Genomic DNA, 14,346 nt, shown 5'->3' with positions numbered 1-14,346 from the left:
ACTCTCATATAAAATATATAAGAACTTGAATAGCTCTCAATTATCTTTGTTATTAAGCGAATTGACTTCGCAAATGTTTTGCTTCAAATCACATCGTGATTGAAGACCCTACACATTTAATTCGTCGAAACTTTGTTCAGTTTTCAAAGGTCTACCTGTTGGCTAATCAAGCATCCAATCAACATACTCATTATAACATATATCGGATTAGCTTGTCAAGAAGAAATTTTAATTAATTTTGAATTCCTTTTGATCGATAACTCAATCAGCAACTTTATTAATATATCATGTCGTCAAATCGATGTCAACAATTATTTTTAACTTTTTTTGTCAAACCATCTCAACAGCGCTTAACTGTTTTGACAACGATAATTACTATACATGGGTTTTTATTCCCCGTCAACTGTTTTTTCTAAAAAAATTAAAAAGTATTCTCAAGGTCATATAAACAGTTAAAAACTTCAATAGCAACTAGGTCAATATCATCAAAGCGAAAACGTTCATAAGGGCGATATCGAACGAAGATAAATTCTTCCCTACTATGGATATAAGTTACATCACATAATGGAATACCAAATTTTTCAAATGTCCGTTTCTGCCGATCTCTTGAATCATCGTTTTGCATCGCAATCAAACGTCTAATAATCACTAATAATTCTGATTCTTTCACAATGATAATCCTCCTTCATACAAATAAAGGATCGTGCCTTCACACAATCCTTTTTCTATCTTTTTACTTTATCAGGTTTTATAAATACAGCTACAATTCCGGCAAACATTCCGAAGTAATATGTGAGTAGTCGCCATAAGATCATTGCTAAAACCAATTTTGTATTTGAGTGAATAAAACTTGCAAAGAGAACGGAAAAACTATACTCGGCTCCCCCCGCGCCTCCTGGAATTGGAAAAAGTGAAATAATCATAAAAATTAACACGTGCAAGCTAAGCACCATTACGAAATTAATGCGGTCAATTCCAAGCGCAAGCATAATAAAGTATGGGATTGCATAGTAAAAGAATAATTGAAAAATAGTTACTACGCAAACCTTAAGCAGCTTCTTATAATCTTGCTTCATTCGGAGACTCTCTTGGTAAAAAGTATCCACTTTTTCATTTAAGACAACTTTCATGTGCTCATATCGGTTAGCCTTCATAAAAATGGCAGCTGGTTTGATAACGAGGTTCATTAGTTTCTTAGTAAAACTATACCAGTACATCACCATCAGCAATCCGACAATTACCGCTAAGTGAATCAAAAAGCCAAATATTACTAGTAACGAAAGAGCATGGAGTTTCTCCGCAATAAAATGAAAGCCAATTAACAAACTAATCAAGAAGTTAACAACAATCATTGCCTGGAATACAACAAACTTCATTAAAAGAACTGAACTTGCTAATCCCCCATCAACGCCTGATTGAATCATTGCAACTAATTGCGCTGGCTGTCCCCCTGTTGAGAATGGAGTAATCCCATTAAATAGTTGTTCAATTAATGGTAATCGTAATGCATCCTTCCAGGTAAAGCCATCGTGACGATCATTCATAAATATCTTTACGACAACCGCTTCTAAACCTAAATATAAACAAATACAGCCAAGTGCAACGAGCATCCATCCCCAATTAATGGCAGAAACGTCCTGCAACAATAGGTGGATGTTTGAGTTACGTAATGAGTAGCCGAGAATTCCAATTCCAATAATTAGCATTATGCTTAATACTAACCAATTTCGTCTGCTCACTAAGCATCCCCCTTTCGCGCTTGCTCCTGATAAAACTTAGTCCAAACATCTGCTAAGTGTTCTTTTGAGTATTCCTTAGCAGCTCGCTGGGCCTGATTTTGCCAATGTGCCAGTCGTGCAGGATCATTGCGTAATAATGTCAACTTCATTTGCATCTCATTGACATCTTTAGCAGGCTCATAATCCCCTTCAATAATAGAATGATAAAGGTCAAGATCGCGTAACATTACTGGTGTCCCACAGCTAAAAGCTTCCAAGACAGACATTGGAAATAGTTCATTATATGAAGGTAAAAGAAATAGGTCGGCAAGATTATTCAGTTCAGCAATCTTATCCCGTGAAACGATTCCCGTAAAATGTAAATTAGCTGGTGGATTATCTACTACCTTTTTTAATTCACTATAACCATCTGTTAAACGGCCAAAAGAAAATCCGCCAGCCCAAAAAAACTCAACGTCCGGATTTTGACGAGCAAGACGAATAAAGTCTGGAACCCCTTTTCGTTCTTGAACCTGGCCGCTTCCTAATACCACAAACTTATCGGCAGCAATCCCATATTTTTTTCGGAGAGCAGTCCGCTTAACAGCTGAATATGGATGGAAACGATCATTATCAACAAAGTTAGGAATATAGGTAATCTTTTTTTTAGGAATCCCATATGCTACTAACTGCTTGATAAAAGAGGGATTCACGACTACTAACTGATCCATTCGTTTATAAAAGGCAATAATGTAATGATAAAAAAGCCCGCGAAACGGTTGCGGGATTGTAAGACTTCCTTCTAACGTCTCGGGAAGAAAATGCACATAGCCAATCTTTCGACCCCGCTTTTTTGAAAAAGTTGACAGGTAAAAAAGAGGGTCGATTGTATGATAATGACTGATCTGACTCTTCCCATAACGGTTGATTTCAATTTCAAATTTGTCACTGCATTGGTTGCGCAACAAGTTAATTAATTCAAGATAGGCACTTCCTACTCCTTGTCCCGCAACCTTATCTGCAGATGAAAACATTGTTATTTTAATCATCATTAGCTCCTTGGGCGGTGAAAAAGACGATGTGATTTTTCAGCTTGATTAAGTTCATCATGGACAGCCATATCTTTTTGACAATCCTGGTAGAACTGAACAACCTTTTCAACAAAGACCTCTGCTGAGATCTCATGCAGCTTTTGTTGTCGTCTCACCCTTGATTCTGAGTTTTTTGGTTGGTTAAGGTAAAATAGGACACCATTAACCAAGTCAGCCCGTTTTTGAAAACTAATGCCAATCGCTGGGTCATCAATCAATTGGTCAGTATATTCACTACGCATAACCACAATTGGCAAATCCGAGGCAAGGGCTTCATCATAAGTCAGTCCTTGTGATTCAGAATCGGAGGCTGAAACAAAAACATCTGCCATCTGGTAATAATGGTAAACTTCATCATTTGATATCTCACCAGCGAAACTAACATTGTCATTAAGCTGCATTTCACGAACTTGACGCTCCAGAGTATGTCTTGCGGGACCATCCCCAACAATAAGCAACTGTGCATCAGGCTTGTGAGCAAGAATATCTGGCATTGCTTCTATCAGTGAGTGGATATTCTTTTCATATGCTAAACGACTAAGCGAAAGTAAAACTGGGGTCTCTTCACTGTAGCCTAACTTTGCCCTTAAATTAGCTATTTCTTCTGCTGAATCTCGTTTACTATATACCCGTAAATTAATCCCAGTCGGAATAACACGAATTGGTGATTCAACATGATAACTGGTTAAAGTATCCAAAACACGGTCACTTGGAGCAATAATCCCAGAAATATTTTTTAAATAAAGATGAGCAAGCCGGGCAACATCATTCGGCTTAAGAATATGGCCATTCGCAATATAGTGGAGATAATCCTGATACATCGTATGGTAAGTATGGAGACAAGGAATATGCAAATGCTTGGCAACTGTCTTCCCCATAACTCCAAGCGCAAATTCAGTTTGATTATGAACTATATCTAATTGGAACTTTTTAGCAAGCTTGATGGCTCGAAATACGCCACGCACCGCAATTCGACGATCAGAAAACGAAACAAAAGGAATGCTTGCAAAGCGGTATATCCCATTTTCAACATCATCATGTTTAGCCTTAGGATCAGTTGTCGTAAAAATATATACATGATGTCCTTGAGCAATCAATTCATCACGAAGCGTCTTAATCGAAGTCGCCACGCCACTCACCTGAGGGAAATATGTATCTGTAAAAATACCAATATTCAACCTAACTGCTCCTTTTTCATCATAAGTTTTCTAGATAATAATTAGTCATAACTGCTATTATACTAAAGCATTCACTGAACCGCAAAACGGATTTAAGATATTTTAAATCTTCCTCCTAATAGTAACAAGACTCGGGAAGCCTGATTAAGATTTCTTTACAAAATTTTTTAATAATGAGAATAAAAAATAACCCTCTTGACGTGGTGAACAATCAAGAAAGTTAATTTCATTTATCAAAGTTTTACCTGCGGAACATACTTTTCCACTAATTCTTGGACAGCCGCGGCAGTTTCAGCATGAATTGCCCGATGAACTAATGGTTGTAATTTACGCGTATTCAACTGGTTAATTAAAGAGCGAACACGTAAAATCTGACTACTGCTCATTGAAAATTCATCAAGCCCCATTGCCATTAATAGAGGAACCGCATAAGGATTATTAGCCATCTCTCCACACATTCCGACCCACTTGCCTTCAGCATGCGCAGCTTCAATCACTTGCCGCACCATCCGTAAAACTGCCGGGTGAAGTTCTTGATATAGGTATGCTACTTGCTGATTTCCGCGATCAACAGCGAATAGGTACTGAATAAGGTCATTACTGCCAATGCTGAAAAAATCAACATATTTTGCAAAATGTTCAGCCATAACTGCAACTGCTGGAATCTCTAGCATCATGCCAACTTCAATATTTTTAGCAACTTGAATACCTGCTTGCTCAAGCTTTTCTTTTTCATCGTCAAGAATTGCTCGCGCCGCTTTGAACTCTTCAATTGTTGCAATCATCGGAAACATAATGGCTAACCGTCCATAAACGGATGCACGAAGAAGGGCGCGCAATTGAGGACGTAATATTTCCGGGCGTGCCAATCCAATCCTAATGGCACGAAAACCTAGGTAAGGATTGTCCTCATGAGGAAGAGCAACCATCCCCAGCTTTTTATCACCGCCAATATCAAGCGTTCGCGCGACTACCCGTTGTCCGTTCATCGCTGAAACAAATCTTTTGTAAGCATTAAATTGTTGCTCTTCTGTTGGTAATTCATCCTTGCTCATATAGAGGAATTCTGTTCTCAAAAGGCCAATCCCCTCGGCACCATCCTCTTGAGCATCAATAACGTCAGCAAATGTTCCGACATTAGCTCCCACTTCAAATCGCCGTCCATCAGCACTCACGGTTTGCTTATCTTTTAACGCTCCCCACTTTTGCTGCTCTTGGATAAATTTACCGGCTAACAAACGATAATGCTCAACCTCTTCATTCGTTGGATTGACAATCACTTTGCCATGAATCCCATCAACAATCAGTAAGTCGCCATCATGAATGATCGCAGTAGCATCCTTGACACCAACGACAGCGGGCAAGGAAAGGGTCTTACTCATAATTGTAAAGTGAGAAGTGCGTCCACCATTAGTTGTAACAACCCCTGCAACATATCGTTTATCAAATTGAGCGGTATCAGTAGGTGTAATATTATTAGCAACAAAGATTGCGCGATGGTCTAAAAGTCCTGGGTCTGGTAAAGGAACATTCAATAGGTGACTCAAGACTCGTTTGGTCACATCACGCAAGGCGGTTGCCCGCGCATATAAATATTCATTATCGTTCTTGCGCTCAAAAATACTTAAATAATAATCTTCAACGCGTTTAACAGCCCACTCGGCGGTATCATGATGGCTATTAATACGGTCAATAATCTTCTTTTGTAAAGTCGGATCGTCTAAAATCGCAATTTGGGTATCAATAATCGTCACTGCCCGTTGACCTAACAGCTCATGGGCACGCTTAGATAAATGCTGAAGTTCGGCCTTGCTTAACGTAAAAGAATCATGAAGCCGGGCGACCTCATGATTCTCATCAGCTGTATGCTGTTTTTTTATAGATAGATCTGACTCTACTAACAGGTGTGCCGGAGCAATCGTAATACCACTACTAGCGGCAAGTCCGGTTAGTAGTATAGACATTAGTCAGTCAATCCTTCTTTCTTCATAGTTTCAGCAACGGTGTCCAAAGCTTCTTTTTCATCGTCACCATTGGCAGTAATAGTAACCTTAGCGTTTTGACCAACACCAAGGGACATTACACCCATGATTGACTTCAAGTTTACACTCTTACCTTCGTATGAAAGAGTAATGTCAGATGAAAACTTTGAAGCAGCTTGTACCAAAATAGTAGCTGGACGAGCATGAATACCAGTTTCTGAAGTAATTGTAAATTCACGTTTTTCCATATTAATCAGTCTCCTTCGAGCAGATATAATTAATTTATTATCAGTAGCTTTACCACTGATACACCTCGATAATTACATTTTAGCAATTGTAAGCGTTAAATACAAGGCTACTTCTTGCGATTTATCGCTCTCTTAATTGATAAATAATTTTACCGCCTCGTTGCGCTTCGCCTTCAATTTGCGAACGATATGCATACGAGTGAAAAATCGGTTGAAATTTCTGAAAATTTTCGGGGGTAATTACAAAATGATCAATCTTTTTATTTCGTAAATCATCCAACAATTGTTCAAAATTTTCTTCTGCCATTCAATCACCTCAACATAAAATTCTATCTTCTTATTATACACGAAATTCCGATCATCCTTCTATTTTAGCATTCATAGCTAAAGAGTGCTAAAATCAAAGTGAGCTGTTTTCGGTATTCCTAAGTAACTTAGCTATATGGGAAAGATCGCTCTTTATTTAAGAAAATATTTAAGTTTTATGGCTTGCTTTGCGATAAAAAGTAAGTATAATATTAATCAATGGTCAAGAAAGGTCAAAAAAATCTTGATGAAACTATTTAGGAGGTATTAGATTCAGATGCAATGTCAATACTGTCATCAAAATCCAGCCACGATTCATCTTCAAATGAATTTTAATGGACAACGGATTCAAATAGACCTCTGCCAAAATTGTTATCAAAAATTACAAAATCTACAAACAGATATGATGAATGGAGGTAACGGAATGAATAATTTCGGTTTTGGAAGCCTCGAAGACTTCATGAACGCAATGAACAATATGCAAAGTCAAGCTGCCGGTGCTAATGGTCAAAACATGAACGGCCAATCCCAACGACAAGGCGGCGGCCGAAACGGAAAAGGAATCCTTGGTCAATATGGGATCAACCTTACTGATCTCGCTCGCCAAGGTAAAATTGACCCAGTCATCGGGCGCGACAATGAAATTAAACGAGTAATTGAAATTTTAAACCGTCGGACCAAGAATAACCCAGTCTTGATTGGTGAAGCTGGGGTTGGTAAGACCGCGGTTGTCGAAGGCCTAGCTCAAGCAATCGTTAGCGGTCAAGTTCCTGAAAAGCTTGCTAACAAGGAGATTATCCGACTCGATGTTGTTTCCTTAGTTCAAGGTACTGGAATTCGGGGACAATTTGAAAAACGGATGCAACAATTAATGGAAGAAGTTCGTAAGAATAAGAACATCATTTTATTTATTGATGAAATCCACGAAATCATGGGTGCGGGAAATGCTGAAGGCGGCATGGACGCTGGAAATGTTCTTAAGCCTGCCCTTGCTCGTGGTGACTTCCAATTAGTTGGTGCCACTACTCTTAATGAATATCGAAAGATCGAAAAGGATGCAGCTCTTGCACGACGGTTCCAACCAGTTGAAGTTGATGAACCATCCGTTGAAGAAACAATCCGCATCTTAAACGGAATCAAAAATCGTTATCAAGATTACCATCACGTTAAATACACAGATGACGCAATTGTAGCAGCTGCTAAACTTTCTGATCGTTACATTCAAGATCGTTACTTGCCTGACAAGGCCATCGATTTACTTGATGAAGCGGGATCAAAGAAGAACTTGACACTTAAAAACGTGGATCCAAACGCAATTGAAAATGAAATCCACACAGCTGAAGCACACAAGCAACAAGCAGCTGATAACCAAGACTATGAAAAAGCAGCTTTCTACCGCGATCAAGTTGCTAAGCTTGAAAAGGCAAAGAAGGAAGCTGAAGAAAACCATACTGAAGATTCTGCAACTGTTACCGTTAAGGATATGCAGAGAATCGTTGAAGAACGGACAAATATTCCAGTTGGTGACCTGCAAAAGCAAGAAGAAAATCAACTTCGGGACCTTGATAAGAAGCTTGATGAACATGTTATTGGTCAAACCCAAGCAGTGGATAAGGTTGCCCGTGCCATTCGTCGTAACCGGATTGGTTTGAACAAGTCTGGTCGGCCAATTGGTAGCTTCCTCTTTGTTGGTCCTACGGGGGTTGGTAAGACAGAAACCGCTAAGCAACTTGCCCTTCAATTATTTGGTTCTAAAGACGCTATGATTCGGTTCGATATGTCTGAATACATGGACAAGACTTCTACTTCTAAATTAATTGGAGCTGCTCCTGGTTATGTTGGTTATGAAGAAGCTGGTCAGTTGACTGAACAAGTACGGCGACACCCTTACAGCTTAATTCTACTTGATGAAGTTGAAAAGGCGCACCCAGATGTTATGCACATGTTCTTACAAATTCTGGATGATGGGCGTTTAACTGATTCTCAAGGACGCACCGTTAGTTTCAAGGATACAATTATTATCATGACATCTAATGCCGGAACTGGTGATTCAGAAGCAAGCGTTGGTTTTGGTGCTGAGTCTAATGGTAGTACTCATTCCATCATTGATAAGTTGACAAACTACTTCAAGCCAGAATTCTTAAACCGGTTTGATGACATTGTTCAATTCAATGCTCTTTCTAAAGATGACTTGATGAAGATTGTTAGCCTAATGATTGACGATGTTAACAACATGCTTGCCGATAAAAACTTACACATCGAAGTCACTAACAATGTTGAAGAAAAATTAGTTGACATGGGATTTGATCCAAAGATGGGTGCTCGTCCTCTTCGCCGAGTAATCCAAGAACAAATTGAAGACCGGATTGCTGATTACGTTCTTGATCACAGTGACGTTCATAAGTTAGTTGCTAAACTTAATGATAATGGTGACATTGTTGTTGAAGAAACTAAAGAAGTCCCAACAATTGCTAAAAATAATTGATTATAAAAAACGAGGCTGAATTTTTCAGCCTCGTTTTTTATACTGCGTTTAATTTACTTCCAAGCGACGGCGGACCTCCAATACTGGAAGAGCAACCATTGGGACAATAATAATCGCCAATATCAATTCTGCGAGCCCATTAGTCGCCATGACTGTTTCTAAAGCAATTAATAAATGATTAACATTTACCCCATAAGTTTGCGCAACTGCTGGAGTACGGTAAAATAGATAAATAAAGCCTAATACTAAACCAGTATTAGTAAGGGCTCCTACTATTGCAGCACTTACTGCGGCGATATATTTCACTTTGAACAAACGACACATAAGGATAAAAGTATAGCCGGCTAAAATTCCAATCATAATGCGAGGGACAACGGAAACAAGCGGGTTAACAAAAACTAACGGAGCAAGCGGACTACTCGGGGCAACAAATGCTCGCACCCAAGTCAAAAGCCCCCAAATACCACCAATAATCGCGCCATCAATGGGACCCAACACAATTGCCGCAATAATGACTGTTACATGAAGGGTTGTAATACTTAGCGGCCCCAGCGGAATGTTGCCAAAAAATGGGACAAAATCTTGTAAGAGAATAATTGCGATAAAGATTGCTAATGTCGTATTGTGCCTAATTTGTTGGTGCCGTGTTTTTGCCATTTTTCTTCTCCTAAATAAATTTGAATAGGCTTATTGTAATAAAAAAATCACCTATTCGCAATTCTCAAGAGAAATATGGTCGTTCCTTATCGTGTCAGCTACTAAAAAGCGCTATAATAATAGAGAATTAAGGTTACGGAGTGTTAATAATGATTGACAAGTTTAAAACAGGAAATCCTATCTGGGTTTACTATAATGATATCGATTCAGGAGCAAACCTTACCGTTCCGCAATTATTACGCGGATTCATCGGTCAAGAATACCAAATTGAACAAAAGCAATTTCCTAATTACCGATATGTAAAAACTGAAGGTGAAACTAAGGGAACATTTGATATGCGGCAACGAATTGTGCACCTTTTTTATCGGAAACAAAATTGGGGAGAGGTTCAATCGATTGAAATGTATCTCCACCTCGATGCCCCTACACAAGTATTTGACACAGCTGGTGGAATGCCAGTCGGTGCCCCCCTTCCTGCTGATATTACAGTTAAGTCTTTTCACCGGGTTGCAACTAAAAATGGTCAGTTTTGGTATGAAATCGGCGCTGATCAATGGATTAAATATGATCAAATGCACGTTGTTGACAATCCATTCAACCAGGATATCCGGAAAGAAAAGTCAAAACTTATTAATAATTTAACGGTAATTCCCTTGAAGAATGTGCAGGCCAAAGTTGACTATCTCCATAATAAGTCAATCAATGTTTATGATGCGCCTTATGGAAATAAAGTGGCAGAGATTCCAAACGGCGAAACAATTACCCTAATTGGAAAATTAAACGATAATGATGAGATTACCTGGTACCAAGTGGGTCGCAAGAAATATATTACTAGCAACTACATTCAAATTGAATATCCGGAAGATGATGAATAAAAAGGAGCGAGACAGAAGTCACTTGTGACTTCGTTTTCGAGCCCCCGCAAGCAACAATAGGCCTCTAGCGTTCGGTTTTGCCGGACGTTAGAGGCCATTGTTGTACTGCGTATTTGCTTTTTATGAAAGTAACTTAACTTATGTCACAGTCCCTACTATTTTAAAAGAACAACCTATTCCTTTTTGATTAGACAAATGCTTTAATTAGGTAAATTATCCATAGGTGAATGGGATAAAAGTAATAGAAGAAGTTTTTCTCAGCTCGACTGCCGTTGCCGCCACGTTGCCCATTGTATAACTAAATAAATGGAACCACCATTACCATCATAAATTCATTATTAAAGGTTAAATAGTTATAAAAAGATGTTTCGCCAGTCATTCCACCATTAAAACTAAGCCAAGCATGGATAAAGAGAAAGCCGCACCAAAGCACAATACCAATTAACATTAAGTTAGTTTGACGATATTTTTGACCTAAAAAGAAAATAATCGCCAGGGGTAAAAGATAAAAGCCACCTTCAAAAAAGAGCATTAATCCAGCACTCACTATTAGCGTAAATATTGATAAAACGATCCGGTGATGCTTGAGAATATTATCCAATGACCAAATTAAAACGAGTTCCATCGCAAGCGTGAGGAAAATATTATGTGGACCGAGAAACAGAAAATAATCTGGTTGGTGGGTAACAGGATTAAGATAGTCATGAGTCAATAAATTATAGACAATATTTCCAATTCCAACAATTAATGCACCAAGCAATAGGCGTTCAAGGTATTTTCTCTTACTATGGGTATGAAAATATCCTTCTACTAGCAGAAAAGCAAATAATGGGGCAACAAAACGTCCCAGAAAACTAACCCAGGCAGGCCAGCCCAGAAATCCACCCAAATACATATTTATATGATCAATTAGCATAAAAAGAATGGCAATAACCTTTAATTGATATCCGGTTAAGCCATCATTAATTCGTGTAATGTTAATATCCATTAATTAATCCCGCCGTAATTGAATTTTATTATTAAAGAAACGCGCTAAAGCATAAACAATAATTAAGTAAATAACTAAGATTACCCAACCAGTAACGTTTGAGATTATGATTGACTTAAAGGCCCCACTAGCAGAAAGCGCTGGGATTAAGCCAACCAGTGAATAGGCTAACATCATCAATAATACTAAGCACGCCATCGGAAGCCCAATTCCTACAATCCATTTCCAACGACGATTTAATAGGGCAAAACCATTACCAATTGCCATCATCGTCAAAGAAAAACCGAAGTACCATAAAAGACTATGCCAAGCAGAAGCAAGATCAAACGGTGTATTCATTAAGCCCACCAGTTGTGCAATAAACCAAACTACTAATGTCATCAGGAAAAGAGATAAAATCCGCCCTTGCCATAGTGTTTTACGAGAAATACCGTTTTGAATTGCCCATTTAAAGTCAGTATAAGGAGTTACAAGGAAAAGCGCCATTAAAAGCACGCTTAAGATTGATGAAGCAATACCTGGAAGGGCTTGGAGACTAACCAAGAAAGATTCAAGGTTATGTGAAATAATTAATCCAAATAGGTAAGTTATCAATGCTATTCCCAGCCCCCAACCTAAGGCAATTCCTGTAGCGTGCCCCGCTTGTTGAAACATGGTTGAAATAACGAGGCTTCTTTTTTGATTTTCCATTAGTATTCTCCCCCATTCGTTAAGTAAATGAATAAATGCTGCAAATCATAATGGCCAATCTTAACTTGATCAGGAATCACGCGCTGTTCATCTAAGCGATCAAGTAAGTAGGCCGTCTTAATATTACCCATCATCTCTGTTTTAAGAATTTTTAAGCCTTCAGTATACTCATCAACCATTTTTTCCGGACCACTAATTGCATAAGCCTTGGCTAATAAACTTTCTGTATCTTCATTAATAATGATGTGGTGTTGATCCATGATTAGAACATGTTCGACTAATTGTTGAATTTCTTCAATTAAGTGGGTTGATAAGACAAAAGTTCGTGGCCGCTCTTGATAAGTCTTAACTAATTCTTTATAGAAGCTATCACGGTGATTAGCATCTAAACCTAAAATCGGTTCATCTAATAAAACGTAATCGGCATTGACTGCTAAAGCGACGATCAGCTTGGAGGCTGTCCGTTGCCCAGTCGATAAGTTAGTAATTTTCATCCGGTCATTCAAGCCAAAAACCTTTAGGAGACGATTTGCTAGATCATAGTCAAAATTATTATAAGCGGCATCGGCTAAGTCAAAGGTTTGACTTATCTTCATGTGACGCGGATAAAGATTAACTTCACTCATCAAAAAGATCTTGCTGAGGAGGTCATCATTGTTATTAACGTCTTCATTACCAATTTTTACTTCCCCGCTCGTTGGAAAAATCCGGTTGCTCATAATATTAAGAAGTGTCGTCTTCCCAGCCCCATTCCGGCCAAGGAGACCATAAATTTTAGCTGGTTCTAGGGTAAATGAAATATTATCCAATACTGTTTGGCGTCGGTACTTTTTGACAATATTTTTAACTATTAATTGATCCATCATTCTCACCTCGTTCGATTAAGTCTAATAAATGCTGCTTGGTAATCCCGAGCTTACCCGCTTCAACCAGCAAACTCTTTACATAGTCGTTATAAAAACTTTCTTTACGTTGTTCCATAATTTTTTGTTGTGCACCTTTTTTTACAAACATCCCTAGTCCACGTCGCTTTTCTAAGAGGTCTTTATTAACTAAAATATTCATCCCCTTAAGAACTGTCGCAGGATTGATATGCAATTGCTGAGAAAGCTGGGTCGTTGATGGTACCTGCGAACCTTCATCAAAGCCCCCAGAGAAAATCATCTCTTCAAGCTGGTCGGCAATTTGCTGATAAAGCGGCGTTGAGTCATTAAAGTCGAAATTCATAAGTGCACCTCCTTTTCGTTTAACACTTCATTACTTATGTAACTAAGTATATATGTAAAGGAGAATTTTGGCAAGAGGGTAAAAGAAAAAACTTCCTGCTCGGCTGAGGAGGAAGTTTTTAATATTATTGATTTTTAAAGAATTCGTCTAGCAAAATCCGGATGATAATAGCTCATGTTGGTTATTTTTACCCGTTCACCTGGTTGAGGTGCCTGGATAAAATCGCCATTACCAATATAGATTGCAACATGGTAAGCACTACCGTAACTACCCCAGAATAATAAATCACCAGGTTGAAGAGCATTAAGACTTACTGCTGTGCCTTGATATTCTTGTTGATAAGTGGTCCTTGGTAAGTTTACACCTATTTGACGATATACATATTGCACTAAACCTGAACAATCAAAGGAATTCGGTCCAATTGCACCCCATACATATGGTTTACCAAGTTGCTGCCGAGCAATAGCAACTACCTGGGAAGCACGATTCGAAACAACATTGCCATTATTATCAAAAGAATAATTTTGTCCATTAATACTTATTGTTTCATTTTGTGCTCGAGTGCCATCCGACTTGTAGTATTTACCATTAACCCATTTATTAGTAACTTTCAAATAGGTAATAGGGTCAAAGTAGTAGTAGTGTCCATACCATTCTTTCTCTCCGGTAACTATTCGGCCATCCGAGCCAAACATATACCAGTCACCCCATTGTGATTGAACATAATTATTATCTACACGTTGATGAGTTTGTGGATCAAAATAGTAATAAGTATCACCCAGTTTTTGAACTCCGCTTGCAGCTGTTCCGTCAGCTGTAAACAGATACCAATGACCATCATTAGCTTGCATATACTTATTAGTAACTGCTAAATAGGTAGTTGGATCAAAATAATATACTT

15 protein-coding genes are annotated in these 14,346 nt (G+C 38.4%); 2 read left to right on the top strand and 13 right to left on the bottom strand.

Going from position 1 to position 14,346, the window contains the following annotated elements; translation table 11 throughout:
* Window positions 1–421: 421 nt before the first annotated feature.
* The 7 genes from LMC10_RS01425 to LMC10_RS01395 all read right to left on the bottom strand — a co-directional run bounded on the left by LMC10_RS01425 (window position 422) and on the right by LMC10_RS01395 (window position 6,524).
* Window positions 422–670 (bottom strand): YkuJ family protein, encoded by a 249-nt coding sequence (locus tag LMC10_RS01425; RefSeq protein ID WP_003664336.1) that lies wholly within the window; start codon window positions 668–670, stop codon window positions 422–424.
* A 55-nt stretch (window positions 671–725) separates the two neighbouring features.
* Complete coding sequence (locus tag LMC10_RS01420; protein WP_229268735.1) at window positions 726–1,739, bottom strand: lysylphosphatidylglycerol synthase transmembrane domain-containing protein; 1,014 nt, start codon at window positions 1,737–1,739, stop codon at window positions 726–728.
* Window positions 1,739–2,767 (bottom strand): glycosyltransferase family 4 protein, encoded by a 1,029-nt coding sequence (locus tag LMC10_RS01415; RefSeq protein WP_153703573.1) that lies wholly within the window; start codon window positions 2,765–2,767, stop codon window positions 1,739–1,741. Before LMC10_RS01415 ends, LMC10_RS01420 begins: the two co-directional genes overlap by 1 nt.
* Before the next feature lie 2 nt (window positions 2,768–2,769).
* A complete protein-coding gene (locus tag LMC10_RS01410) occupies window positions 2,770–3,987 on the bottom strand; it encodes a glycosyltransferase family 4 protein (protein WP_153703572.1) in 1,218 nt (405 codons plus the stop codon).
* Window positions 3,988–4,220: 233 nt separating this feature from the next.
* A complete protein-coding gene (gene ptsP / locus LMC10_RS01405; RefSeq protein WP_229268734.1) occupies window positions 4,221–5,951 on the bottom strand; it encodes a phosphoenolpyruvate--protein phosphotransferase in 1,731 nt (576 codons plus the stop codon).
* Window positions 5,951–6,217 carry a phosphocarrier protein HPr gene (locus LMC10_RS01400; protein ID WP_003664342.1) on the bottom strand — a complete coding sequence of 89 codons (267 nt, stop codon included), beginning with the start codon at window positions 6,215–6,217 and terminating at the stop codon, window positions 5,951–5,953. Before LMC10_RS01400 ends, ptsP begins: the two co-directional genes overlap by 1 nt.
* Window positions 6,218–6,338: 121 nt before the next feature.
* Window positions 6,339–6,524 (bottom strand): protein YkzS, encoded by a 186-nt coding sequence (locus LMC10_RS01395; protein WP_065533178.1) that lies wholly within the window; start codon window positions 6,522–6,524, stop codon window positions 6,339–6,341.
* 276 nt (window positions 6,525–6,800) lie between these two features.
* Between LMC10_RS01395 and LMC10_RS01390 the strand changes: the two genes are divergently transcribed.
* Complete coding sequence (locus LMC10_RS01390; RefSeq protein WP_229268733.1) at window positions 6,801–9,008, top strand: ATP-dependent Clp protease ATP-binding subunit; 2,208 nt, start codon at window positions 6,801–6,803, stop codon at window positions 9,006–9,008.
* Between the two features lie 48 nt (window positions 9,009–9,056).
* Here the strand turns inward: LMC10_RS01390 and LMC10_RS01385 are convergent, their stop codons facing one another.
* On the bottom strand, window positions 9,057–9,665 hold the full coding sequence (locus LMC10_RS01385; RefSeq protein ID WP_229268732.1) for an ECF transporter S component: 609 nt from the start codon (window positions 9,663–9,665) through the stop codon (window positions 9,057–9,059).
* Window positions 9,666–9,814: 149 nt separating this feature from the next.
* Between LMC10_RS01385 and LMC10_RS01380 the strand changes: the two genes are divergently transcribed.
* Complete coding sequence (locus LMC10_RS01380; RefSeq protein WP_003668586.1) at window positions 9,815–10,540, top strand: MucBP domain-containing protein; 726 nt, start codon at window positions 9,815–9,817, stop codon at window positions 10,538–10,540.
* A 298-nt stretch (window positions 10,541–10,838) separates the two neighbouring features.
* Here the strand turns inward: LMC10_RS01380 and LMC10_RS01375 are convergent, their stop codons facing one another.
* From LMC10_RS01375 to LMC10_RS01355, 5 genes are all read right to left on the bottom strand, one after another.
* Window positions 10,839–11,528 carry a TraX family protein gene (locus tag LMC10_RS01375; RefSeq protein ID WP_229268731.1) on the bottom strand — a complete coding sequence of 230 codons (690 nt, stop codon included), beginning with the start codon at window positions 11,526–11,528 and terminating at the stop codon, window positions 10,839–10,841.
* Between the two features lie 3 nt (window positions 11,529–11,531).
* Window positions 11,532–12,218 (bottom strand): hypothetical protein, encoded by a 687-nt coding sequence (locus LMC10_RS01370; protein ID WP_229268730.1) that lies wholly within the window; start codon window positions 12,216–12,218, stop codon window positions 11,532–11,534.
* Window positions 12,218–13,084 carry an ATP-binding cassette domain-containing protein gene (locus tag LMC10_RS01365; RefSeq protein ID WP_229268729.1) on the bottom strand — a complete coding sequence of 289 codons (867 nt, stop codon included), beginning with the start codon at window positions 13,082–13,084 and terminating at the stop codon, window positions 12,218–12,220. The genes LMC10_RS01370 and LMC10_RS01365 overlap by 1 nt, the downstream gene beginning before the upstream one ends.
* Window positions 13,062–13,445 carry a GntR family transcriptional regulator gene (locus tag LMC10_RS01360; protein WP_003664355.1) on the bottom strand — a complete coding sequence of 128 codons (384 nt, stop codon included), beginning with the start codon at window positions 13,443–13,445 and terminating at the stop codon, window positions 13,062–13,064. Before LMC10_RS01360 ends, LMC10_RS01365 begins: the two co-directional genes overlap by 23 nt.
* A 134-nt stretch (window positions 13,446–13,579) precedes the next feature.
* Window positions 13,580–14,346, bottom strand: a 767-nt coding sequence (locus LMC10_RS01355; RefSeq protein ID WP_229268728.1) for a C40 family peptidase, incomplete at its 5' end; no start/stop codon positions are given.

The sequence above is a fragment of the Limosilactobacillus reuteri subsp. simiae genome, assembly GCF_020784875.1.
GTDB classification, from domain to species: Bacteria; Bacillota; Bacilli; order Lactobacillales; family Lactobacillaceae; genus Limosilactobacillus; species Limosilactobacillus reuteri_H.
The sequence above is the reverse complement of the archived record's forward strand: the minus strand, read 5'-3'. Positions and strand labels throughout refer to the sequence as shown.

Coding starts and splice junctions, on each gene's coding strand:
- LMC10_RS01365 (WP_229268729.1), bottom strand. CDS start 13,084: ATGATGGATCAATTAATAGTTAAAAATATTGTCAAAAAGTACCGACGC.
- LMC10_RS01390 (WP_229268733.1), top strand. CDS start 6,801: ATGCAATGTCAATACTGTCATCAAAATCCAGCCACGATTCATCTTCAA.
- LMC10_RS01385 (WP_229268732.1), bottom strand. CDS start 9,665: ATGGCAAAAACACGGCACCAACAAATTAGGCACAATACGACATTAGCA.
- LMC10_RS01395 (WP_065533178.1), bottom strand. CDS start 6,524: ATGGCAGAAGAAAATTTTGAACAATTGTTGGATGATTTACGAAATAAA.
- ptsP (WP_229268734.1), bottom strand. CDS start 5,951: ATGTCTATACTACTAACCGGACTTGCCGCTAGTAGTGGTATTACGATT.
- LMC10_RS01400 (WP_003664342.1), bottom strand. CDS start 6,217: ATGGAAAAACGTGAATTTACAATTACTTCAGAAACTGGTATTCATGCT.
- LMC10_RS01370 (WP_229268730.1), bottom strand. CDS start 12,218: ATGGAAAATCAAAAAAGAAGCCTCGTTATTTCAACCATGTTTCAACAA.
- LMC10_RS01360 (WP_003664355.1), bottom strand. CDS start 13,445: ATGAATTTCGACTTTAATGACTCAACGCCGCTTTATCAGCAAATTGCC.
- LMC10_RS01380 (WP_003668586.1), top strand. CDS start 9,815: ATGATTGACAAGTTTAAAACAGGAAATCCTATCTGGGTTTACTATAAT.
- LMC10_RS01375 (WP_229268731.1), bottom strand. CDS start 11,528: ATGGATATTAACATTACACGAATTAATGATGGCTTAACCGGATATCAA.
- LMC10_RS01415 (WP_153703573.1), bottom strand. CDS start 2,767: ATGATTAAAATAACAATGTTTTCATCTGCAGATAAGGTTGCGGGACAA.